This is a genomic window from Cytobacillus sp. FSL R7-0680, assembly GCF_038009245.1.
Classification (GTDB): Bacteria; Bacillota; Bacilli; order Bacillales; family Cytobacillaceae; genus Cytobacillus; species Cytobacillus kochii.
This window is the reverse complement of record NZ_JBBPAO010000001.1, coordinates 3,012,423-3,034,437: the sequence shown is the minus strand read 5'-3', so window position 1 is coordinate 3,034,437 and position 22,015 is coordinate 3,012,423. Positions and strand designations below refer to the sequence as shown.

The 22,015-nt window shown below is 36.8% G+C and carries 24 protein-coding genes; 16 read left to right on the top strand and 8 right to left on the bottom strand.

Annotated features, from left to right (window positions below; translation table 11 throughout):
• Positions 1-75: 75 nt before the first annotated feature.
• Positions 76-1,386, top strand: coding sequence for a short-chain fatty acid transporter (locus MKY26_RS15170; protein ID WP_445293126.1), 1,311 nt, complete (start codon positions 76-78; stop codon positions 1,384-1,386).
• A 50-nt stretch (positions 1,387-1,436) separates the two neighbouring features.
• Here the strand turns inward: MKY26_RS15170 and MKY26_RS15165 are convergent, their stop codons facing one another.
• On the bottom strand, positions 1,437-3,194 hold the full coding sequence (locus MKY26_RS15165; RefSeq protein ID WP_341098026.1) for an ABC transporter ATP-binding protein: 1,758 nt from the start codon (positions 3,192-3,194) through the stop codon (positions 1,437-1,439).
• A 120-nt stretch (positions 3,195-3,314) separates the two neighbouring features.
• Here MKY26_RS15165 and MKY26_RS15160 point away from each other — a divergent pair, with 120 nt between their 5' ends.
• From MKY26_RS15160 to MKY26_RS15150, 3 genes are read left to right on the top strand one after another with little or no spacing between them, the layout of a single operon-like run.
• Positions 3,315-4,775 (top strand): ABC transporter permease, encoded by a 1,461-nt coding sequence (locus MKY26_RS15160; protein ID WP_307316102.1) that lies wholly within the window; start codon positions 3,315-3,317, stop codon positions 4,773-4,775.
• A 13-nt stretch (positions 4,776-4,788) separates the two neighbouring features.
• The gene (locus MKY26_RS15155; RefSeq protein ID WP_341098025.1) at positions 4,789-6,288 is read left to right on the top strand and encodes an ABC transporter permease; all 1,500 of its coding nucleotides are present in this window, start codon (positions 4,789-4,791) and stop codon (positions 6,286-6,288) included.
• A gap of 30 nt (positions 6,289-6,318) precedes the next feature.
• Complete coding sequence (locus MKY26_RS15150; RefSeq protein ID WP_328198228.1) at positions 6,319-8,118, top strand: ABC transporter substrate-binding protein; 1,800 nt, start codon at positions 6,319-6,321, stop codon at positions 8,116-8,118.
• A 259-nt stretch (positions 8,119-8,377) separates the two neighbouring features.
• Here the strand turns inward: MKY26_RS15150 and MKY26_RS15145 are convergent, their stop codons facing one another.
• Positions 8,378-9,043 (bottom strand): DNA alkylation repair protein, encoded by a 666-nt coding sequence (locus MKY26_RS15145; protein ID WP_341098024.1) that lies wholly within the window; start codon positions 9,041-9,043, stop codon positions 8,378-8,380.
• Positions 9,044-9,395: 352 nt separating this feature from the next.
• Here MKY26_RS15145 and MKY26_RS15140 point away from each other — a divergent pair, with 352 nt between their 5' ends.
• The 4 genes from MKY26_RS15140 to MKY26_RS15125 are packed head-to-tail and all read left to right on the top strand — an operon-like array spanning position 9,396 to position 14,034.
• A complete protein-coding gene (locus MKY26_RS15140) occupies positions 9,396-11,516 on the top strand; it encodes an MMPL family transporter (RefSeq protein ID WP_322909760.1) in 2,121 nt (706 codons plus the stop codon).
• A gap of 49 nt (positions 11,517-11,565) precedes the next feature.
• Positions 11,566-12,237, top strand: a complete 672-nt coding sequence (locus tag MKY26_RS15135; protein ID WP_307316091.1) for a response regulator transcription factor — start codon at positions 11,566-11,568, stop codon at positions 12,235-12,237.
• Positions 12,234-13,628, top strand: coding sequence for a sensor histidine kinase (locus tag MKY26_RS15130; RefSeq protein WP_307316090.1), 1,395 nt, complete (start codon positions 12,234-12,236; stop codon positions 13,626-13,628). Before MKY26_RS15135 ends, MKY26_RS15130 begins: the two co-directional genes overlap by 4 nt.
• A gap of 4 nt (positions 13,629-13,632) precedes the next feature.
• Positions 13,633-14,034 (top strand): hypothetical protein, encoded by a 402-nt coding sequence (locus tag MKY26_RS15125; protein WP_307316089.1) that lies wholly within the window; start codon positions 13,633-13,635, stop codon positions 14,032-14,034.
• A gap of 229 nt (positions 14,035-14,263) precedes the next feature.
• Here the strand turns inward: MKY26_RS15125 and MKY26_RS15120 are convergent, their stop codons facing one another.
• The 4 genes from MKY26_RS15120 to MKY26_RS15105 all read right to left on the bottom strand — a co-directional run bounded on the left by MKY26_RS15120 (position 14,264) and on the right by MKY26_RS15105 (position 16,013).
• On the bottom strand, positions 14,264-14,647 hold the full coding sequence (locus MKY26_RS15120) for a hypothetical protein (RefSeq protein ID WP_307316088.1): 384 nt from the start codon (positions 14,645-14,647) through the stop codon (positions 14,264-14,266).
• Between the two features lie 416 nt (positions 14,648-15,063).
• The gene (locus MKY26_RS15115; protein ID WP_307316087.1) at positions 15,064-15,591 is read right to left on the bottom strand and encodes a ClbS/DfsB family four-helix bundle protein; all 528 of its coding nucleotides are present in this window, start codon (positions 15,589-15,591) and stop codon (positions 15,064-15,066) included.
• A 27-nt stretch (positions 15,592-15,618) separates the two neighbouring features.
• Positions 15,619-15,774 (bottom strand): hypothetical protein, encoded by a 156-nt coding sequence (locus tag MKY26_RS15110; protein WP_180316918.1) that lies wholly within the window; start codon positions 15,772-15,774, stop codon positions 15,619-15,621.
• The gene (locus MKY26_RS15105) at positions 15,765-16,013 is read right to left on the bottom strand and encodes a hypothetical protein (protein WP_289434757.1); all 249 of its coding nucleotides are present in this window, start codon (positions 16,011-16,013) and stop codon (positions 15,765-15,767) included. The genes MKY26_RS15110 and MKY26_RS15105 overlap by 10 nt, the downstream gene beginning before the upstream one ends.
• Before the next feature lie 222 nt (positions 16,014-16,235).
• Between MKY26_RS15105 and MKY26_RS15100 the strand changes: the two genes are divergently transcribed.
• The 7 genes from MKY26_RS15100 to MKY26_RS15070 all read left to right on the top strand — a co-directional run bounded on the left by MKY26_RS15100 (position 16,236) and on the right by MKY26_RS15070 (position 19,339).
• A complete protein-coding gene (locus tag MKY26_RS15100) occupies positions 16,236-16,598 on the top strand; it encodes a PadR family transcriptional regulator (RefSeq protein WP_307316080.1) in 363 nt (120 codons plus the stop codon).
• Positions 16,559-17,335, top strand: coding sequence for a VanZ family protein (locus tag MKY26_RS15095; protein WP_341098023.1), 777 nt, complete (start codon positions 16,559-16,561; stop codon positions 17,333-17,335). The genes MKY26_RS15100 and MKY26_RS15095 overlap by 40 nt, the downstream gene beginning before the upstream one ends.
• 138 nt (positions 17,336-17,473) lie before the next feature.
• On the top strand, positions 17,474-17,761 hold the full coding sequence (locus MKY26_RS15090; protein ID WP_307316074.1) for a hypothetical protein: 288 nt from the start codon (positions 17,474-17,476) through the stop codon (positions 17,759-17,761).
• A 38-nt stretch (positions 17,762-17,799) separates the two neighbouring features.
• Positions 17,800-18,249, top strand: a complete 450-nt coding sequence (yiaA, locus tag MKY26_RS15085; RefSeq protein ID WP_412728603.1) for an inner membrane protein YiaA — start codon at positions 17,800-17,802, stop codon at positions 18,247-18,249.
• Between the two features lie 80 nt (positions 18,250-18,329).
• On the top strand, positions 18,330-18,506 hold the full coding sequence (locus tag MKY26_RS15080; protein WP_307316069.1) for a DUF6366 family protein: 177 nt from the start codon (positions 18,330-18,332) through the stop codon (positions 18,504-18,506).
• 107 nt (positions 18,507-18,613) lie between these two features.
• Positions 18,614-18,946, top strand: a complete 333-nt coding sequence (locus tag MKY26_RS15075) for a YxiJ family protein (protein WP_328198222.1) — start codon at positions 18,614-18,616, stop codon at positions 18,944-18,946.
• 159 nt (positions 18,947-19,105) lie between these two features.
• Positions 19,106-19,339: a hypothetical protein gene (locus MKY26_RS15070; protein WP_095371716.1), complete on the top strand. Its 234-nt coding sequence runs from the start codon at positions 19,106-19,108 to the stop codon at positions 19,337-19,339.
• Positions 19,340-19,376: 37 nt separating this feature from the next.
• On the opposite strand, the gene chrA is transcribed toward MKY26_RS15070, so the two are convergent.
• Positions 19,377-20,552, bottom strand: coding sequence for a chromate efflux transporter (gene chrA, locus MKY26_RS15065; RefSeq protein WP_340976641.1), 1,176 nt, complete (start codon positions 20,550-20,552; stop codon positions 19,377-19,379).
• Positions 20,553-20,563: 11 nt separating this feature from the next.
• Complete coding sequence (locus MKY26_RS15060) at positions 20,564-20,875, bottom strand: PadR family transcriptional regulator (RefSeq protein ID WP_180316920.1); 312 nt, start codon at positions 20,873-20,875, stop codon at positions 20,564-20,566.
• 260 nt (positions 20,876-21,135) lie between these two features.
• Between MKY26_RS15060 and MKY26_RS15055 the strand changes: the two genes are divergently transcribed.
• A complete protein-coding gene (locus MKY26_RS15055) occupies positions 21,136-21,939 on the top strand; it encodes a class I fructose-bisphosphate aldolase (RefSeq protein WP_340976640.1) in 804 nt (267 codons plus the stop codon).
• The last annotated feature ends 76 nt before the right edge of the window (positions 21,940-22,015 follow it).

Here is a 22,015-nt window from a genome sequence, read left to right as displayed (position 1 = left end):
GCGTATATCCCTTTTCTCTCGTTCATACCATGTACTACAGCCTAGTGCTGACGAGCATGTTAGGGGGGGTAGTGAATGAATCGATTAGCACACCGTTTTTCAAAAATGGTTGAGAGATTTTTACCGGATGCCTTTGTCATTGCTGTTATTCTGATGTTACTCATGATGGGTCTTGCTTTAATCATGAATCCAAGTGAGCCATTGGTGATTGTGGAGTCTTTCGGTGATGGTTTTTGGACTTATTTAACCTTTACTATGCAAATGGTTTTATTATTAATGACGGGAATGGCATTAGCTAAAGTCCCTTTTATCCAACGTTTTCTCAGCCGTGTAGCATCATTAGCCAAAAGTGCAAATCAAGCTTATATTCTCACCTTTCTCGTATCCTCATTTGCCTATTATATTAACTGGGGATTGGCGGTCATTGTCGGTGCAATCATCGCCCGAGAGGTTGGTAAAAGAAATCAGCAGGCGCATTTTCCATTACTGGTAGCAGCTGCATATGCACCCACGGTATTGTACACAGCTGGTTTATCGAGTTCAATTGGATTATCAGTGGCAACAGAAGGTCATTTTCTTCAAAGTGTTATTGGTGTCATTCCAACTTCCGAGACAATATTTCATCCAGGTACAATGACGATTCTTATTGCCTTAGTGATAACGATGCCACTATTCATCATATTAATGGCACCAAAAAAAGACATTATTCCTTTTGTAGAAAAAGAAAAAAAGGTAACTTCTCGACAAAAGGAACAGAAAATAGATAGTCCGGCTATGAAGTTAGAGCGATCGAAGGTTTGGGGGACGGTAACAGGTTTGATTGGACTCATTTATTTACTAGTTTCATTTTGGAATGGTAGAGATTTAGATTTAAATATTATTAATCTTGCGTTTCTATCTTTAGGTTTATTATTTCATCAGTCGCTTACTCAATATGCAGAAGCGTTTAAGGATGCGGCCTCATCGATATCACCGATTATTTTGCAATTTCCGTTCTATGCTGGCATTATTGCGGTACTCGGTAGCTCAGGGATAGCCGAGTCTATTATCAATTGGATAACCAATGTGGCCACATCAGATACTTTTGGTGTTTTTACTTATTGGACTGCAGGCGCGGTGAACCTACTCGCCCCGTCTGGTGGGGGACAATGGGCATTACAAGGTCCATTACAAGTAGCGGCAGGAGCACAACTAGGAGTAAATCATGCCATCACTGCAATGGCTGTCGGTTGGGGAGATGGTTGGACGAATCTCATTCAACCCTTTTGGGCTCTACCTATATTAAGTGTTGTTGGTCTGCATATTCGCCATATAATGGGTTATTGTATTTTGTTGAGTGTTTGGGTCGGCATGATTACTACTATTCTTATCTATTTTGTCTACTAGAGAATCCCCTATAAGAAAAGCCGACCGAAAATGAATGGCCGGCTTTTCTTTTATATTCCCACTGTTACCTTCGGCTGAGCAACCCAATGCCCAGGCGTTACTTCCACAAGTTCAGCATTATCGAGTTGATATTCCTCACGTCGCTCTTCTTGTGCGGACAAAGTTTCGCGTTTCTTCTGCCGTTCAATCGCTGGGTCAGGGATTGGGATGGCAGCGAGTAGCGATTTTGTATATGGGTGCTGCGGGTTAGCATAGAGTTCTTCACTTTCTGCGAGTTCGACGATTTTTCCCCCGAACATGACGGCTACACGGTCACTAATATGTTTAACCATGGAGAGGTCGTGGGCAATAAATAGGTAAGTCAATCCAAGCTTTTGCTGTAAGTCTTCAAGTAATTTAACGATTTGCGCTTGGATGGATACGTCTAGTGCAGAGAGTGGTTCATCACAGACGATGAATTTTGGTTCGACGGCAAGTGCGCGGGCAATCCCAATTCGCTGCCTTTGTCCCCCTGAAAATTCATGGGGATAACGCATTGCATGTTCCTTCTCCAAACCCACCATTTCTAGTAACTCTTCTACGCGTTTCCGGCGTTCTTGCTTATTTTTTACGAGCTTATGAATATCTAGTGCTTGACCGATGATATCAATTACTTTAAAGCGCGGATTTAATGAAGCATAAGGATCTTGAAAAATCATTTGCATATGTCTGCGCATCATCTTCATTTCCTTTGCTGTTAGTTGATTCACAGGAATACCCTGGTACAACACTTCACCAGCAGTTGGTTCATTTAATCTTAAAATCGCACGCCCGGTGGTGGACTTTCCTGAACCAGACTCTCCGACAAGACCAAGTGTTTCACCAGGTTTAATATAGAAGCTAATATCATCAACAGCCTTCAACACTTGGCCTTTGCCTAAATCGAAGTGTTGTTTCAATGCTTTTACTTCGAGAAGGGGTTCTTTTGCATTGATCTCTTCACTAATACGCGGTGCTGGTTTTGCTTTCTTTTTCTCATGAAGCTTTGGTAAAGCGTTGAGTAATCGTAATGTATAAGGGTGAGTGGCATGCTCAAAGATTTCTTCGGTTGTGCCTTTTTCAACGATTTCCCCGTCCTTCATTACGACAACACGGTCACACATGCCAGCAACAACGCCAAGGTCATGGGTGATTAAAATAATCGCAGTACCAAATTTTTCTTGCATATGCTTCATTAGGTTCAGTATTTGCGCTTGTATGGTTACATCAAGTGCTGTTGTTGGTTCGTCAGCGATGAGTAGCTTAGGACGACAAGCAAGAGCGATAGCAATCATTGCCCGTTGCCGCATCCCGCCAGAAAACTCATGTGGGTATTGGGCAAAACGAACTTCTGGCTTTGGAATCCCTACTAATCTTAAAAGCTCAATGGCTTCAGCCTTTGCTTGTGTTTTACCTAGTCCTTTTGTATGTTTTAGCATCGTTTCAGTTAATTGTTGACCAATACGCATCGTCGGATTCAACGAGGTCATTGGATCTTGGAAGATCATGCTAATATCTTTCCCTCTAATTGCTTCCATTTCTTGATCACTTGCATTGACCAAATCTTTACCGAGAAACATAATCTCGCCGTCTTTTAAAAGGGAAGGAGGAGACGGGAGCAGTCTCATAATCGAGCGGGCAGTGACACTCTTGCCACTGCCTGATTCACCGACAATGCCTAATGTTTCTCCTTTATTGACAGTAAAGCTGACACCTTTGACAGCTTCAAATTCCTTCTCTCGAGACATAAAGGATACTTGTAAATTTTCTATTTTTAATAACGGTTCCACATTCTCCACCTACCAAACTTTGATGTTTACTCTCGAACAATATTGACAGTCATATTATACTAGAATTAAAATATAGTATACAACTAGGAATTATCGGGACTAAAGGGGGTGAACGGATGAATGAATACAGTCAATAATGCGCCACAGAGACATTCATCTAGCGTTCCTAATGTGCTTTCGACACTCAGTCAAACCTTTGGGAAAATGAACCAATACCCATTTTTAAAATGGGTGATGTTGATTATAGGATTACCAGTTTATGTGATTAGCTTCATTATTTACCTAATAAAGAGAAAAGATGACGCTTATCAGCGGTTATGGCGTGAGCTCCATCAAGCATGCACAGAAGCCGGTTTAAAGGAAAAATTAATTACGAAGCATATAGAACAGCAAAGGCGAAAGCAAACGTTCTTTCAGCAAAAGATAGATGAGTTGAAAATGAAACAAGTGGCTGAAAAGAGAGCAGAAGATGAGTTTCTTCAGGTAGTAGAGGATAAAGTTCAGGAGGAATTAGCGCAGCGAGGAGATGATCAATTAACTTTTGCAAGTATCATGCGATCATTATTAGAACATCCAGTATTTGTTGTTCTAACGTTCATACCTGGATTATTGTTCTATATCCTCCTTTTCTTGTATATGAATCCGTATATAAAGTATATTTTTGAAAGGCTTGTTTCCACCCTATTTGTTATTGTTGGGGTCGCTTTTTTTGTGTTTACGATTTTGTATATTTCACCGTTTGATCCAGCTGCCAATATTTTGGGAGTAACGGCTACAAAGGAACAGATCGCGACATTTAACCAAATTTACGGGTTAGATCAACCGTATTGGATTCAATTATGGCAAGCAATTCAAGGTATTTTCACATTTGATTTAGGTGCTTCTTTTGCCGGAAATGAAAATGTTGTGGATGCCATCGCTAGAAAAATTCCAATTACATTATTACTAACGTTTATTGCCTTAATTTTAGCGATTGTTATTGCCATTCCTATTGGAATCATTTCCGCTACAAGGTCAAATACTTTTTTAGATTATACGCTTATGTTCGTAGCTTTAATTGGGTTATCGATTCCGAATTTTTGGCAAGGTTTAATCTTTATTTTAACATTTTCGATTGAGTTACAGTGGCTGCCGGCTACTTTTACACCAGGTAATTTGCTTTCGATTATCATGCCAGCGGTTGTCCTGGGAACCGGTTTAATGGCTTCCATTGCTCGGATGACTCGCTCATCTACGCTAGAAGTCATCCATGAAGATTATATTATTACAGCAAGAGCAAAAGGTCTTAATGAACGCCGAATACTTTGGCGCCATGCTTTTGGAAATGCTTTGATACCAATTATTACTGTAATTGGTTTAATGTTTGGCGGTATGCTCGGTGGAGCTGCTGTTACAGAAAAAGTTTTTAATATTAGTGGAATTGGAAGTTATATTGTTGATAAACAATTTATCCCTGATATTCCCGCTATTATGGGCGGTGTTGTATACATTGCCATTACAATCTCATTAGTGAACTTATTGATTGATATTTTATATGCATTTATCGATCCAAGAATTCGTTCAAAAATGAAACAATATTAAAAGTAGGTGCAGCATGTCTACTCATAAAGATAGCTTGTTAAAAAAATTCGCCTTAAAGGCGACATCTGAATATGCGCAGGCCAACTTTGCCCTTGTTGTCTCTATTGCCTTAACGCTGATCTTTTTGCTTGCAGGTATTGATTTTTCAACAGGGGCAATCAAGCCAGTTTTCTTTTCATTATTTATTGCTTATGCCGTTTTCTCTTTCATTCAAGCTTTTATTGCTTACCAAGTGAAGCGGGATTTGAAAAGAGATGGCGTTATACGCTCGTCGACAAGAATTTGGGGTTATATCCAACTATTAAGTGTATTGGTCGGTAATATTTTCACAGCCGCTTTTGCATTTGGTCTTATTAAAAAGAAAAAAAGCCCACAATACTTATTTACTATGTTTATGTTGATGACGCAATTCTACGTGATTGCGGTATCTTCATTAAACTTGTTTAAACCTTACGTAGCTAATACATTCCTTATGGGTATGTTTTTGTTACTGGCCATTTTCGTTTTTCAGTTGGTTGTACTCCTTTTAGTAATAAAAGATAACGGACAATCATCGAAATGGAAGTTGTATGTAGGAATCCTATTAATACTTACTTCTTTAACCGGTAATTTATTTGCCCTTGCCTTAGGTTTATTTATGCTATTAGAAGTGCTCAGCAAAACGCCATCTACTGTTGCTAAATGGTATGCGATGTGGGAGAAAATTGCGAGTAATATGACAGCGATGCTAGGATTATTTTTCATTCTGTTTATTTTCACCTTATCGATTTGCAGTTATTGGACCTTCGATTATGGTATGGCGGTTGATAATAATTATGGTGCTACATTACAAATGCCAAGTCTTGCCTATCCTTTAGGTACAGATAATTTTGGTCGCGATGTGTTCTCACGCATTGTCTTTGGGGCCAGGATATCTCTGATTGTAGGGGTTTTATCGACCTTCATTCCGTTTGTGGTTGGTGGGATTCTAGGTGCTATTTCTGGTTATTACGGGAAACGCACGGATAATATTTTAATGCGATTACTCGATGTATTATATGCTATTCCAGGTATTTTACTTGCGATCGTCATCATCGCAGCTTTCGGGGCAAGCACAACGACACTAGTGATTGCCTTAAGTGTTGGTTCAATTCCAACGTATGCAAGAACGATGCGAGCAAATGTGCTGATGATTTCTAATATGGAATATGTTATGTCGGCTCGTGCGCTCGGAGCAAGTAATCTATCGATTATTTTTAAACAAATTGTCCCAAATAGTATGGCACCAATGATTGTAAAGGCAACGTTAACAATTGGAGGAGCAGTAATTGCTACAAGTAGTTTAAGTTACTTAGGATTAGGAATTGAGCCGCATATACCGGAGTGGGGTAATATCTTAAAAGTAGGTAGTGCTTATCTAGAATCACATTCCTACTTAGCGATTTATCCTGGTATTGCTATTATTGCATTAGTTTTATCGTTTAACTTTCTTGGGGACGGGTTGCGTGATGCGCTTGACCCTAAGCTTGATTAATAAATAAAAGACTTTCAGGGGGGAAAGCAGATGAAAAAGGCGGTACTATCATTCTTGTTAATATTTACATTGATTCTAACAGGATGTGTGAATACAAAATCTGATGTTGAGAATGAAGGTTCAGGTAGTGGTGATGGCTCTAAGCCAACAATAGAGATTCTGGGCATGAGCAGTAGTGAAGAGGACATGAACATTGTTCGTGACCAATTAACGAAAAACGGTTTTGATGTAAAATTAAACATCCAACCTGACTATGGTAGCTTTAAAGCACAACAAGATGCAGGAAACTATGATGTTGCTTTATCAAGTTGGACGACTGTAACAGGAAACCCAGATTACGCTGTGCGTTCATTGTTTATTAGCGGTGGAGATTACAGCATTATGGCTGATAAAGAGATTGATGAGTTAATAGATAAAGCAAGTACTGAAACACCAGAAGAATACGCAAAAACATATAAGGAATTTGAGGAAAAACTTGTATTTGATAAAGCTTATATTGCACCATTATATAGCTCTTACAAAACACAAGCATTGAATAAAGATGTGTTAGTACCAGATTCTGTTCGCCTTTCTAAATCGCGCTCTTTAGCATGGGAAACGATTGATTTCCAAGATGAAGCGAAGAGAGAATCAGATCCACTCGTATTATCGCAAACACTTTCAACACTGACTTCCCTTGACCCAATTAAAGGGAACGATGGTTCTATTAATATGTTGAATTCGAATATGTATATTCGCCTTGTAAACTTAACAGATGATGATGTTGTGACGGCTGATGGTTCCCTATCTCGTAATTTTAGTATTGCAGATGGCAATTCTGAGTATTATTTCTTATTAAGAGATGACGTTAATTTTGCCAAAGTTACTGATAAAAAAGCAGAAGAAACAGATGACCTTGTTGGTGCAGAGGATGTTGTCTTCTCACTAGAACGTGCGAAGGATAAAAATTCTGTACCAGATCACCGCACATATAGCTTACATGAGCATATTGAGACAGCTGAAGTTGTGACAGATGTTTCAGAATTAGAGAAAGTACAAACTTCAGGTGGCGAGGGAACTGTTAAAGCAGCACTTGAAGAAGGATTAGATACAAAGATTGCCGAGTTAGTTGCTGAAGATGATGCAGCAGATAACGCAGCAGGTAAATACCAAGTGGTGAAAGTAACAACTACAGAACCATTCCCACAAGTATTAAACTACCTTGCGCACCAATCTGCAGGTATTGTATCAAAAGAACAAGTCGAATCAATCAACACGTATAAAGTGGAAGACTTTGATGTAAACAAGGACATCGCTTATGGTGACCAAAACACAGTAACTGAAGGCGATAGCTATGACAATACGTTATATGCTAGTGGCCCATACATCTTATCTCATAAAAATGATTATGAAGCTGTATTCTACAAAAACCCAGGTTATATGACGGATACTGAAAATGAACCAAATATTAATCAAGTAAATGTTCGTTTCATTGCCGATATTGATAGCTCACTTTCTGCCTTACGTAACGGAGAAACACATATTCAATACAGCGTACCAGAAAATAAATATGAGACGGTAGAAGGCGATAGCAAACTACAATTACAAAGCATTCCAAGTAATGCTGTATCATACCTTCTATTTAATACAGAAGGTCGTGCCGTATCTGAAAGTGCCGATCTAAGAAGAGCCGTACTTTACTCTATCAACCAAGAGGAAATCATCGACTACTACCAAGGTAATAAAATCAAAGCCTCATCTACAGTAAGTCCTCTAGTAGATACTGGCAATGAACTAAAAGCCGATGCTGATAAAGTGAAGGAATTCTTAGGTAAGTATCAAGCTGAATAATGGATAGAAATGAAAGATACCCCTCACAGGAATTTGTGGGGGTTTTTTTTGTATGGAGCTATCGTTCTAGATGTGTGATGGGGTCAGTAAAAGGAGGAGAACAAATTTCAGTGTGACATATCGCGCTAGCAAGAGTAATCATTGCTTTTGATATAAAATAAGATTGGCTGATTGGTTACTTGATAATAAAATAATTTAATATTGAAGCAACAAATTCGTATTCCAACGTTCACAAATGCATGAACCCTGTGGTAACTAATTATTTTTTTCGTTTGTCAACTTCAATCGCAATGAACAGTGGCAAATAGCTGGGAGTACAACCTTTTGCTACCTTTTCATCTTTGTAAAGACCCGTTTTCTCACCAAGATTCATACAACGTGTACGATTCTTTTCATCATAAACGCCTATCCAGCCTGCGGTGAAATTCATAGCCCATTGAACTTCCGGTTCCTCCTGCATAATATTAGCTTCTAATGCAGATAGCAAGTCTGCGGTGTTATCAGGCGGTGTTTGTCCAGTCCATCTCAATCGCCCTTGATAATACCAGAAAGCTCGCCTTTGAAGAGCAGAAGGACTATTTTTCCATGACTCCATCAATGCAATTTTCTTCTTGTCTTTGGTGAGCTGATTAGCCATTAACCAATCCATTAAGTTATTTCGCTCATCAAAAGTGTGAGTCTGCATATCCTTATCAAGCTTATTTAGCACATCTTGAGAAAGAAGTTTTTTGTCCATAATTAAGATTGCTAATAGTCTAGGCAAAAACTCTTCGGTTGACCAAAGTTCCATAGCTAGTTCGTGATCTTTTTTAATATCCTTCGCGATCTTTCGTAAGTCGCCTAGCTTCGTTTTACTATTGATCTGAAGTAGAATGTGTTCTGCTTTTGAAGAGCGCTTTATTTCTGTATCTTTGTTTTTATCCATTTTATCCAACTCCTTTTTAAAAGCACTGTTTCACAATATGTCCTTGATGGTCTATATAATTTTAATCCGTGGTGGTGTGCCCCCAAAGTTCACTGTTTTTTATATGTTAGCATATATCGTATTAATGCATTAGGTGTATATGTAGTACGTTTCGTACACATTACAAAATTGTCCTTTCCCATATAATTTCTTTATATTATTATTCAACATCAATAATCATGTACCTTCTCAATTAACCGTCCCTTTAGATAAACAAAAATATCTATTCCATTGATTCTTGTAACCAAAAGTTAATTTTAAGTTTATATTCCTTAAGTATGATTACATTCGAATGCTTTAAGGAGGTTTGATTGTGAACAAACTGCTATATCCTATTACAAATTGGGTTTCAACTAAGCGAGGAATGTGGATAACGATTATTGCTTGGTTAGTACTAATGGTTGGATTAAGTGCTGGACCAAATCTTGGTGATTTTAAAGTAACAAATTTCCAGTCTCTGCCTGATGAAGCGAAATCCATCATCGCTGAAAAAAAAGTAGAAGACATTTTCCCAAATGAGCAAGGAACACCAGGAATACTTGTATTTCATAATGAAAATGGAGACATAAATATCGACGAATCTAAACAGATTTTAGATGGCATACTAGCTGAAGAAATTAATGGGGTCGAATCAATTCTCAATATTAACCAACTCCAGCCACAAGCGTTGAATACCTTTATCTCTGAAGATGGTTCAACTTTAATTGTTCCAATGGAGCTAGAACAAGGGCTTGGTAATGACGAATATTCGCAAATCAATGAACAAGCTTCTGAAATTGGTAATCATATTGCTAAAAATCTTGAAAGCACTTCCTTTTACATCACAGGCCCGGCAGGAATTGCGGGAGATACGGTTAAATTGTTCGAACAAGCTGATTTTGTCTTACTTATTGCTACAATTGTCATTATTTTAATATTGCTTATTGTCATCTATCGCTCACCATTACTTGCCTTTATTCCTTTACTCGCTACAATTATTGTTTACCAGGTAGTAAATCAAAGTGTGGCCTTAATGGGTGCAGCGGGCCTTGAGATTAATAACTCAACGACTTCAATTATGAGCATCTTGTTGTTTGCAGCTGTCATTGATTATTCATTATTTGTTTTCTCTCGTTACCGTGAGGAACTTAACAAATATGAAAGTAAGTACGAGGCGATGAAATATGCGATGCATGCAACTGGAGAACCTGTATTCTTTGCAGGTGGAACAGTTTTAGCTGCGATGCTCATTTTATTCTTCGCTGATTTTCGTGATTATCAAAACTTTGCTCCTATTTTCGGGATAGCAATGTTCATTATTATGCTGGCATCAATTACGTTAGTTCCAGCTTTATTTACGTTGTTTGGCCGTAGAGCATTCTGGCCAAAGGTGCCGAAATTCAAGATGGAAAAAGAAGTGAAACATGGTATTTGGGGCCCAATTGCAAAATTTGTTGTTAATAAACCCGTCTTATCCGGTGTATTCGTTGCCTTATTTATGATGATCACTGCTTTGAATGTCATAAATCTTAATTATGAATTTGACACAGTGAAAAACTTCCCAGAAGACCTTCCTTCGAGAGTAGGATATGAAATTGTTGAAACAAAATATGACAAAGGAGAGCTGGCTCCTTCCATATTTCTGATTGATAGTGATGAAGCTCTGACACAAGAAGAGCAAACGGCAATTATTGAAGAACTGTATACCTTTGACGAAGTTGCAGCTGTCCGATTGACTGCAATAAATGATGATACAAGCGCCATAAAATTGAATGTAGCTTTGTCTATCAGTCCCTATTCTACAGAAGCCATTGACTTTATTCAGGAATTACAGGATCAAACACCTGAGATTCTTAAGGACCTTTCAGTGGATGGAGAAGCCTATATTAGTGGAGTTACTGCCAAGTTAGTAGATGAGCGAGCAATTAATAACAATGATCTTATTAAGATTGTTATTTTAGAAACTTTACTAATATTAGCGTTATTATTCGTTCTTACACGTTCCATTAAGATGCCAATTTATATGATGGCAACAATCTTACTTTCCTACGTCTCAGCTTTAGGCCTCGGGATATTTCTCATAGATACCCTGTTTGGCTATGAGGCATTAAGTACTCGTGTCCCAATTTATGCTTTTATCTTCCTCGTAGCATTAGGAATAGATTATAACATCATTCTTGTTTCACGTTTTATTGAAGAAAGGAAAACACATCGAGTAAAAAAGGCACTTGAAATCTCAATACGAAATACAGGAGGAGTCATTTCATCCGCCGGTATTATTTTGGCCGCTACTTTTTCTGCTTTAACAACTATGCCCATTGCGGATCTGTTTGTTTTTGGATTCATAGTAGCAATTGGGATTCTGATAGATACATTCCTTGTTCGCGGAATGCTACTACCAGCTTTAATGCTGTTATTTGAGAAAGAAAAAAATCCTTCTCACAATGATCAGTAGACTACAAAGAGATTCTTCTTTGTATAATAACTTTAAGGAGGGTCTCTTTATGAAAATACTTGTTGTAGATGATGATATCTACATTCAACAACTAGTTTCTATACACTTAAGCCGAGAGGGCTATCATGTATATCGGGCTAATCACGCTGAAGAAGCACTATCTTTTTTAGAAGATTCGATAGTTGATTTAGCTATTGTTGACGTCATGATGCCAGGGATGAATGGATTTGAATTGACCAAGCTGTTATCAGAAGACTTTCTTATCCCAGTCATCCTACTAACTGCGAAGGATCAACTGGATGATAAGGAAAAAGGCTTCCTATCCGGTTCGGAAGATTATATTGTTAAGCCATTCGAAGTGAAAGAATTATTGTTCCGTGTTGCTGTCATATTACGGCGTACGCAACGGGCTATGGAAACTGTGATTAAAGTGGGGAATTTAATGATGGATCGTCGAAGCTTCGAGGTAATGATTAATCAACAAACCATTCTTCTACCGTTAAAGGAGTTTGAACTACTCAGTCTCCTTGCTTCACGTGTAAATAAAATTACACCTCGTGCTGCTCTAATCGAGCAAGCGTGGGGATTGGAATATGAAGGCAGCGAACAAACACTTAATACCCATATCAATCGCATCCGAGAACGATTAAAAAGAAATCAATCATTGGTGGAAATTCAAACGATACGAGGAATTGGCTATAAGCTTAAGGTCATACAATGAAGACGCTTTATAGAAAATTCATCTTTGCCACAATTGTCATTTTAACTATAAGTATCATAATTGGGTTTTTATTAGCCAATTGGGTTTACATGACTTCGACAAAAGATAAAGTTGATCAGCAAAATGTAGAGATTGCAGAAGAAATCGCTTCGGGAATTGAGAAAATGCATTCCTCGAGCACCTCTTTTAAGCCTTATTTAGAATCACTTTCTAACCTGGGATATCAGATTTATGTGCTAAGTGAATCGGGTGAAGAGTACTATTTTGGCCAACCTTTTTCTGACAAGGAACTCCCTGAAGAAGCCTTAAAAGTGCTTAATAATAATGAGATTTATCATGGAATGAATAATTTCTCAAATCAATTTTTCATGATGGGTCATTTTTCAAATGAATTAAAAAATACTGTAGGTGTGCCCTTAACCAAGAATGGACAACAATATGGTCTATTCCTACGCCCCGATAACAAGCTGCTTTTTTCTGATATTCACATGATTCTCATGGGTTTCATTGTTGCTGTTGCTTTTGTAAGTATTAGTGGGATGATTTGGTTTGCTAAATACCTTATACAACCAATAACAAAGTTAACTGAAGCGGTAAAAGAAGTAGCACAAGAGAACTTCCATTACTCTTTAAAAATTAAAAGAAACGACGAGATTGGCCAGTTGATAGACAGCTTCATCAGGATGCAAACACAATTGAAACATAATGATGAAGCCCGAAAAGCCTTCATCAATAATGTATCGCATGATTTCCAATCACCATTGATGAATATTCAGGGATATGCAGAAATTTTGAAAGGGAATAAGTTAACAGAAAGGGAGCGTAACGAATATCTGCAAATTATTAACGACGAATCTAAGCGCCTTTCAAATCTTACTAAGCAACTGTTGCTTTTAACATCGCTTGATCAAAGATCTTATCCTATTAAGCTTTCGAACGTCCGATTAGATAAACAGCTTATACAAACGATACGTAGATATCAATGGAGGTTAGAAGAAAAAGAAATTGATATATCTTATAAGCTTCCCCCTCTTTATTTTAGAGCGGACCCTGAACTGATGATTAATGTTTGGGACAACCTGCTTACAAATGCGATAAAATATAATGTTCATGGGGGGAGTATTTTAATTAACCTTTCTCAAACAGATTCTCTGATTACAATTATTATTAAAGATACAGGTATTGGGATGAATGTTGAAGCTATCAGTCAGGTTTTTGATCGCTTTTATCGTGTTGACTCAGCAAGAAGAAAAGATGGGACAGGACTAGGGCTGGCTATAGTTAAGCAAATTCTCGATTTGCATGAAGGGAAAATTACAGTCGACAGTACGGAGGGCGAAGGAACAGCGTTTACAATTTTACTAAAAACAAAAAAAAATAAGGGAGAATGAAGAAATGGAACAAATATGGAGTATTCGATTAATTCGTTTCGCTGCGATATTTGGAATAATAGGCACATTCATTGGCTCTCAAATGTCTGGGAATATGGATTATTCATTAAGGCCCATTCATGCACATATTCTGCTAGTAGGATGGCTATCTGTCTTTGCATGGGGAATTTTTTATCGTGTATATACAATTAAGTATAAAAAGCTTGTTTCTATCCACAGTATTTTGGGAATGATAGGGGCCTTCGGATTGACTATAGGGATGTGGATGTACAACCTAAATCCATTTAATTTAAATGACATTTTTGTGATGGTACTTTTTATTATTGGAGGAACATTACTATTGATGGCATTTTTATTATTCGTCCCTATTACTTTTCTTATTGAAAAACAGGATAAAGATTTATAACTCTTTTATTATTATATAAATGCGTTCTAGATATCGATTTAGGGCGCATTATTTTTATTGCAAGGCGTCAACTTTAGATGCATGGCAGCGTTGAATTCATTTGTCATTTCTCCTTTTTTTATCACCTTGTGTTAGATTGATAGAATTAGATTAAGTTACTATCATAACATTTACCGAACCTGCTCCGTTACCTTAGCAACAGATTAATTTTCGACCTTCATTTCTATCCTCATGATAAAGTAACAAATAAACATAATATAAAAGTAATACCTGATAATGGTGTCATAATAAGCCTTTCTTTCTTGCTTCGAGATATTAGGTTTGCTATTGTATTAAAACCGAGGAATAGGGTAATAACCCATACTAATATGTTTGTAGGTAAAGAACTAAACCCATTCAAGACACCTGTATGTTGCAGAAAAACAAAGCCCATAAATAAGAGAATTATGGCATTTATTACACTCACAATACGTAATTTTTGGGGTAAAACCTTATAATAGCCACCCATTGCGTATTCACCTAATGGATAACCAAGTGAAAGTAATATTTGAAAGACTGATATGGATATAAAGATAATTGCTACAATAATTGATGATAGAGACGCGAATTCCATTTCCTTATCTTTCCTCCAAACTCTTTTTAGTTTTTCTTTTGGTTAAAGCACCCTGCCCCAAGACGAAAAAGAGCTGACGATCCATTTTGATTCCACACTATTAATTCCTGGGCGCTCTTTTCAATGAATACCTCTTACCAAAACATATCTATTTTCCTACTAAAATTTATATTCTCTCTTGGCTAAAAATATCCTTGTTCAACTAACCTGCTCCATGAGTAGAAGGAAAATATTTAAAAAACTATTTTTTAAAAGAGACTTTATTTTATCTCTACACTGATTAGAGGACGTTGCAAAATGCGAATCACGCATTCGAGAGAGAAAGTTGAACTGAGAGTGGTGCAAAAGAAGAAACCTCCACAATTGATAAGGAGAATAATGAGCTAAAAGTGATAAACCGGTCATCTAAGAGCTATTCACACCTTGTCTACCACCAAATTCATTGCATTGATTTCAACAATAATCTTTTCGCATTTCCCCATTGCCCACAAGTAGTGCTTGGATGTATTCGCAGCAAAATAGCTATATAGATTGCTTGTTTTTGTCCATTTGTAATGCTTTTTGGTTATGATTTCTTCAGTGGTATGGGTCCTGATAATGTTCATGATTCGCTCATGGCTTAATTTACATTTCATGATTGCTTGGTTGAGTTTCATATCTTGGTAGTTTTCCCAAATTTGTTGATTAAGCGGTTGAATATCTCGCCACTTATACCCGGGTGCCGGCATGGATGGTGTATCTCCAGCCATGCCTTCTCTATACCAGCGTTCCAACATCGCATGCCATTCATATAGGTGCATAAGAATATCACGAAAATTTTTATCCCGCTCAGCTGTCTCGATAGAAAGGCTTCTTTTTCTTACAGGAACAGATTCAATCAGTTTCATTAATGAGTGGAAATGTTGTTCACTTTCCTGTATGAGGCGTTCCTTTGTATCATCCATTTCGGCCATATCCCTCCATTTTCAAATCTATTGTTGCACCCCGTAAATAATAATGCTTAAAAAAACACTAATAAATAAAGTAATCAGCCAGTCTCTTTTTCTTGTCATTTTCAACAGAATATTAAGCACAGCACTTATGAGAAATAGAATAAGAAAAATAATAAAAACGTATATTAATTCCATAGTATACCCCTATAAACGATATTTTGTATGAAAACAATCATATATATGAACATCACAATGGCGCAAAATAAAGCGATCCCTTTATGACCTTGTTGAAATAGAGTAATAGTCATAATAAGTAACATCAACCCTAATAGCAGTAACGACAATGGCTGCAATGTGAAATCTTCCGTTATGAAAATATATGTAATGGTAATTAAAGCGAGAATAGATAAGATCATTTGTAGAATTTTAAGCACACTTTCTCTCCATTCTTAAATTCTTATAAAGGCAGAATAAAAGATTCTTCTACTACAAAAATAATAACAAATATTTCCTTGTTTTACATGATAATGTTTTTAAAGTTTGAAAAAATGTGTATGTTCAGTCCATAAAGTCAATAATTGTACAAATTACCTTGTAATACGATGTACATCGCATTACAATATAGTTAGAGACTTTCCAAATAAAGGAGAAACAGAATGGACAAAGAAATCATGAAGGGTAGTATTGATATTTTATTGCTTTCATTATTATCTAAAAAAAATATGTACGGATATGAGATGGTGAAGAGCTTAAAGGAAAACAGTCATGAGTTGTATAACATGAGTGAAGGGACATTGTATCCGGCTTTAAAGAGGCTGGAGAAGAATGGCTGGATTGAAGCGTATTGGGAAGATTCACAGCTTGGTGGTCGAAGGAAGTATTATCAATTAACAAACGGGGGAAAAACAGAATTAAGTAGGAAACTAGGCGAGTGGCAAAAAGTAAATGATTTGATTAACGTAACAACGGAGGGGCTCAAGTGGACAAAGAGATTGAATCCTATATCAACCAAATTGTAAATACAATTGATTGTGATCATGTTGAAAAACAAGAGATCATTGATGAAATGAAAGACCATATTTTTTTACTGAAACAAGAACATAGGCAAAATGGCAAGAGTGAAAAAGAGGCCGTACAGTTGGCTCTAGCTGATTTTGGCAATCAGAAAAGTATTGCACATGGTTATAATCAATCTATCTTCCCATTCTATCGGCTCTATAAAGTGAGTAGCTGGTTGCTGTTTTCATTGTTTACGCTAGTCGTCTTATGGCAGTTAATTATCGGTCGGCTCTTGGAGAGAGTAATGAATTACGCTAATGGTTATGTAGATAATTTTTATTTTTTATCAAGAGAAGAACAAATGAGTTTTTTTAACTTTAATTTATCTGAATGGGGCATGAATGTAAATATTATTCCTTTTAAAACGACAATCACCTATCTTTTAGGTGCTGATCGCTTTAATTTGGATATTATTATCACTAACACAATTGGAAATATCCTTATTTTTCTGCCATTAGGATTATTGCTCCCGGTGCTTTTTAAACATTGTCGTCTTTTTTCAGTCGTAACCATCACGGCCATTACTGCGAGTTTTTCTATTGAGCTTCTACAGTTTTTCTTGCAGGTCGGCCAGTTTGATATTGATGATATTATCCTCAATACGATGGGTGCAATGGTAGGTTACTTGATGTTTAAAACGATCTTTAAGGTGAATTTGTTCATAAAGGAAGCTAATTTAAAACTGAATAAAGGATAAAAGAAGAGTTGGTTCGAGTTTACGAACCAACTCTTTTTAGGTATTTATTCTCAAAAATTAGATTTTTCATAAATAAACGTTTCTAAACGAGCTTGAAAAGTGTATAATTACACTAAATTAAACAAAATGAGGTATAAGATGATTGTGATCATTTGTTTACTTCTTGGCTCGGTATTGGCCATTTTTGGTCAAGATTTTGCTTATTCCCTTCATGCCATTTTGCCTAATGTTTATCCACTCACTTTTTTAGCAATCGTAACGATAAGCAGTTATTTATTTTATATGCTAGCGATTGCGATAACATTTTACAGAGTAATTAAACATAAAATGAAGGTAAAATACTTGGAGATTCTTGGAGTGGTAGTTATTATAAGCTTCATCATGTCAAGCTGGTCAACTTTTGTGTTAGCCATGTGGTGGAGTTAAGAAAGGTGGAAGTTATATTGTCGAGTGATGAAGAGTTGATGGTAGAAAAGGCGAAAAAGACTAGTAATAAAGGGAAAGAAGAAAGAAAAGAAGGGGAACCATCAGCAGCTTTTAAAGGTGCTTCATGGGCAGCCCTATTAGTAGGTGTGACTGCTTATATAATTGGTCTATTTAATGCTGCAATGGAACTCAATGAGAAGGGCTATTATTTTGCTGTTCTAATATTTGGATTGTATGCCGCTGTTTCTTTACAAAAGGCGGTAAGAGACAAGGAAGATGGTATTTCTGTGACGGGTATTTATTACGGGATCAGTTGGTTCGCTTTAATTGTCGCCGTTTCATTAATGGCCATTGGGTTATATAACGCTGGTAGTATTATTCTAAGTGAAAAGGGATTTTATGCGATGGCTTTTGTCCTTAGCTTATTTGCAAGTGTCGCAGTGCAAAAGAATATTCGTGATACACAAGCTGCAAGGGATCGAGAATAATAGAGGAAAAAAGGGAAAATGCAGTAAATATAGCTATCTATTGCTTTTCCCTACAGTCCGAAACAAAAAGGGGTGTATGAATGCCATCAGAAGATAGAAAGAAAAAGGAAGAGAACCAACCCACAGTTACGCTAAATGATAGCATCAATAAAAGTCAGAGTCCGTCCCCTGATGTAAGTGGGATGGGTTGGAAAGATGTATTGTTACTCATAATCATTGTTATTGGGGGTTTTTTCTTTTATCAGTGGTTCTTTTGATACTGGGAAGAGTAGCTCTCGATAGAAACCTTTATTATCCCTGTTTTAACAAATAGCGTCTAATCGGTGGTGGGTATATCAATAAACAAACAATATTCGAACAGTTAATGGAAAAAAGGGAAAATCTATATCATCCCATGCCATTTGAAGACTTAACAAAGATCTATAATGATTTTGGTGATTCGTATCCATTAGAGGATTTATCTGTAGATTTACATACATACTGGATGAATATAGCAGGTAGTCTAAGTTACGTTGCCAATAACCGCCAAGATCAGCTTTCACAAAGGCAAGTATCATTATTGACATCCGACTTTTTTGAGCAGTTCCCTACATATGAGTTTTTAAAACGGGTAATGAGAGATTATCCTCATTTTTTAGATGAATATAGGATGTACGATGAGGTACGTGTGTTACTGTTAACTTATTTGGTGGAATAAAAGTTAATGAATATGGAAACAAATTTTTATTAGCTGAAGTTTCAGTTTATGCTATTAGTTGTTTCTTATATATTTAGGTACATAAAGAGTGGCTATAGGAAAATGTGTCCTATATACTAATTAAGCAATAAGATTTTCATTTAGTTGGGAGTAGAAGCCATGGGGTTTGGGGATATGTTTTCATTGGTGAATGGAATCATAATATTGACATTTGTTCTTATCATTCCTACCTTACTGATCATTGTATTTGTAGCAGCGAGTAAGGTCATAAAAAGGTATTTAAAAAACGGAGAATTGATGGAGGAGAAATTAAGAATGGAGCTTGATGAAAGGCAGAAACTAGAGCATCGTGTAACGGAGCTAGAAAATCAATTGAAGATGAAGCAAAAATAAAGTAAACCGTTATTTTATAATAACGGCTTAAAGGTGTTCAAGTCATTTCTATCAATACTCCCCCTATTGCGCCAGCTAAAACAATGAGCCACGGGGGGAGTTTCCAATAAACCAACATAAAGAATAATATAGCTGCTAAGGAAAAATCTAATGGCGTAATAATAGCACTCGTCCATATGGGCATATAAAAGGCTGATATTAGTATTCCAACAACAGCAGCGTTAATGGCAATAAATGCTCCTCTTATGTGATGATTCTTCCTTAATGCATGCCAAAAAGGTAAGACACCAAAGATAAGTAGTATGGCAGGTAAAAAGATAGAAAATGTTGCAATCATGCCTCCTAACCAACCATTCATATCAGCGCCAATAAATGCTGCGAAGGTAAATAGTGGACCAGGCACAGCCTGCGCAGCGGCATAACCAGATAAAAAGGCTTCCTCACTAATGAATCCAGTAGGAACAAATTCTCTTTCTAATAAGGGAAGAACTACATGTCCTCCTCCAAATACCAATGCCCCAGCCCGGTAGAAACTGTCAACCATACTTAGCCAAGTACTTGAAATTATACTGTTTAAAATCGGAAGGATGGTTAAAAGCCCGAAAAATAAACTTAAACAAACCAATCCTACTTTCTTTGATAATGGTACTTGTAATGATAAACCGTCATGCTCCTCTTTTTTACTAAACATAAAATAACCAAGCAATCCAGCTACCAGAATGACCCCAATCTGCGATAGGTTATGGGGAATAAGTAAGGTGATTAAAAGCGCGAATAAAGCGATTGATTTTCTAGTCAAGTCAGGGGTTAAACTCTTAGCCATCCCTAAAATGGCATGAGCAACAATGACTACAGCAACTATTTTCAACCCTTGGATGATGCCAAATTCCACTAGACCAAGCTGTTGAGCAAAGTAAGCGAATAAAATAAGAGCAATGACTGAGGGCATTGTAAAGCCAATAAAAGATACAATCCCACCTAAAACGCCACCTCTCATGACACCAATGCCAATTCCGACTTGACTGCTTGCAGGGCCAGGTAGAAATTGACTTAATGCTACGAGATCAGCATAACTTTTTTCGTCCATCCATTTTCTTTTTCGAACATATTCCTGATGAAAATAACCTAAATGTGCGACTGGTCCTCCAAAAGAAGTGAAACCAAGTCTTGTTGATACAATGAAAATCTCAAGTAGTTTTTTAAAGTATTGCATGCAGGACTCCTTTACTCTTTAATTTCTTTGAATAATTCATAGGCCTTTGCTCTTGCTTCAATTAAAATAGCTTCACCTTTTTCAGTAATGCGATAATATTTTCTTATTTTCCCATCTACCAATTGGTCTTCTTTTAGCAACAAACCATCAGCTTCCATTCCGTGGAATATAGGGTATAGTGTACCTGCACTAATGGTATAACCATGTTCTCTTAATTCGTCTAACATCCAGCTTCCATATATGGGATGCTCTTTGGCATGATGTAAAATATGAATATGGATAAAGCCCAAAAATAACTTTCTTAATATCTTATTGTTTTCCAACCATAAGGACTCCCTTTGTTTTCTAATAACGATATCGGTTTTCGATAACAATATTAATATAAAAGACTTTAGATGTAAATAATTAATAAATGAAAATTAACTTTGACTACTTATTGTTTTTTCTGATAATATAAATATGTTAAAACAAAATATATAAAAAATTACGGTCATGTGTTGACGTGAGACCTCATAAATACATTAGCTAATGTTTAGTTAATGGGTATTTATGAGGTCTTTTTTATTTGAAAAGGAGAGATTGGATGTCTAAGAAGAGAAGAATGCGTCGAATATTTGCTGAAGACGGTAAAGCATTAGTGCTTGCCCTAGATGGCTATTACTTTTCTAACAAAACAGAGGGGATTGATAGGGCCATTCATGTGTTACCTCAAATGGTAAACCAAGGTTTAGATGCCATATTAGTTACTTACGGAATGGCCAATATCTATGAGGAAGAGTTTCCAGATGTAGGGATGCTTTTGCGAGTGGATATGTCGAGTAAAATTTATGATCCAAGTGTACCGTATACACAAGCTGCTTTTTCAGTTGAAGATGCAGTGCGCTTAGGAGCAGATGGGGTCATTTCTATGACTTTCCCTGGTGCTGAAAATGAGGAAGTAGCTCATGATATTGCTTTGAAATTAGCGAAAGAAGCAGATCACTGGCAGATGCCTTATATGTGTGAAACATTACCTTATGGTTATGCTGTAACAAATGAGGCTTCCAAAAGTCCTGACGTTATTGCTACTGCTGCTAGACTAGGAACGGAACTAGGTGCAGATATTATAAAAACTAGATTTACTGGTACAAAAGATGATCAGTTAATTATTCAAGCTGCTAAACGGCCTGTATTAGCATTAGGCGGGCCTAAAACAAATGATTTTCAAGAATATCTTGAATTTGTTCATCATTGTATGAGTGTGGGAGCGAAAGGAGTAGCGGTAGGGAGAAACGTAACGCAAAATGATCATCCTGTTGCTGCTATAGCGGCACTCCATACGATTATTCATAAAGGTGGCACTGTTGCCGATGCCTATCAGGATTATAAGGCATTAAGCCAAAGATAGGATCATAGACTTGAAGTAAAACAGATTGACACTATTATGTAAGCGTTTTACGATAAAATTATCAAAAAATAGAAGG

What these genes read in the sequence shown, in the direction of transcription:
- yiaA (WP_412728603.1), top strand. Translation starts at nt 17,800, where the DNA reads ATGGTAGAAAAGGCGAAAAAGACTAGTAATAAAGGGAAAGAAGAAAGA.
- MKY26_RS15080 (WP_307316069.1), top strand. Translation starts at nt 18,330, where the DNA reads ATGCCATCAGAAGATAGAAAGAAAAAGGAAGAGAACCAACCCACAGTT.
- MKY26_RS15070 (WP_095371716.1), top strand. Translation starts at nt 19,106, where the DNA reads ATGGGGTTTGGGGATATGTTTTCATTGGTGAATGGAATCATAATATTG.
- MKY26_RS15055 (WP_340976640.1), top strand. Translation starts at nt 21,136, where the DNA reads ATGTCTAAGAAGAGAAGAATGCGTCGAATATTTGCTGAAGACGGTAAA.
- MKY26_RS15160 (WP_307316102.1), top strand. Translation starts at nt 3,315, where the DNA reads ATGAATACAGTCAATAATGCGCCACAGAGACATTCATCTAGCGTTCCT.
- MKY26_RS15135 (WP_307316091.1), top strand. Translation starts at nt 11,566, where the DNA reads ATGAAAATACTTGTTGTAGATGATGATATCTACATTCAACAACTAGTT.
- MKY26_RS15115 (WP_307316087.1), bottom strand. Translation starts at nt 15,591, where the DNA reads ATGGATGATACAAAGGAACGCCTCATACAGGAAAGTGAACAACATTTC.
- MKY26_RS15125 (WP_307316089.1), top strand. Translation starts at nt 13,633, where the DNA reads ATGGAACAAATATGGAGTATTCGATTAATTCGTTTCGCTGCGATATTT.
- MKY26_RS15145 (WP_341098024.1), bottom strand. Translation starts at nt 9,043, where the DNA reads ATGGATAAAAACAAAGATACAGAAATAAAGCGCTCTTCAAAAGCAGAA.
- chrA (WP_340976641.1), bottom strand. Translation starts at nt 20,552, where the DNA reads ATGCAATACTTTAAAAAACTACTTGAGATTTTCATTGTATCAACAAGA.
- MKY26_RS15150 (WP_328198228.1), top strand. Translation starts at nt 6,319, where the DNA reads ATGAAAAAGGCGGTACTATCATTCTTGTTAATATTTACATTGATTCTA.
- MKY26_RS15155 (WP_341098025.1), top strand. Translation starts at nt 4,789, where the DNA reads ATGTCTACTCATAAAGATAGCTTGTTAAAAAAATTCGCCTTAAAGGCG.
- MKY26_RS15170 (WP_445293126.1), top strand. Translation starts at nt 76, where the DNA reads ATGAATCGATTAGCACACCGTTTTTCAAAAATGGTTGAGAGATTTTTA.
- MKY26_RS15075 (WP_328198222.1), top strand. Translation starts at nt 18,614, where the DNA reads ATGGAAAAAAGGGAAAATCTATATCATCCCATGCCATTTGAAGACTTA.
- MKY26_RS15130 (WP_307316090.1), top strand. Translation starts at nt 12,234, where the DNA reads ATGAAGACGCTTTATAGAAAATTCATCTTTGCCACAATTGTCATTTTA.
- MKY26_RS15090 (WP_307316074.1), top strand. Translation starts at nt 17,474, where the DNA reads ATGATTGTGATCATTTGTTTACTTCTTGGCTCGGTATTGGCCATTTTT.
- MKY26_RS15110 (WP_180316918.1), bottom strand. Translation starts at nt 15,774, where the DNA reads ATGGAATTAATATACGTTTTTATTATTTTTCTTATTCTATTTCTCATA.
- MKY26_RS15100 (WP_307316080.1), top strand. Translation starts at nt 16,236, where the DNA reads ATGGACAAAGAAATCATGAAGGGTAGTATTGATATTTTATTGCTTTCA.
- MKY26_RS15120 (WP_307316088.1), bottom strand. Translation starts at nt 14,647, where the DNA reads ATGGAATTCGCGTCTCTATCATCAATTATTGTAGCAATTATCTTTATA.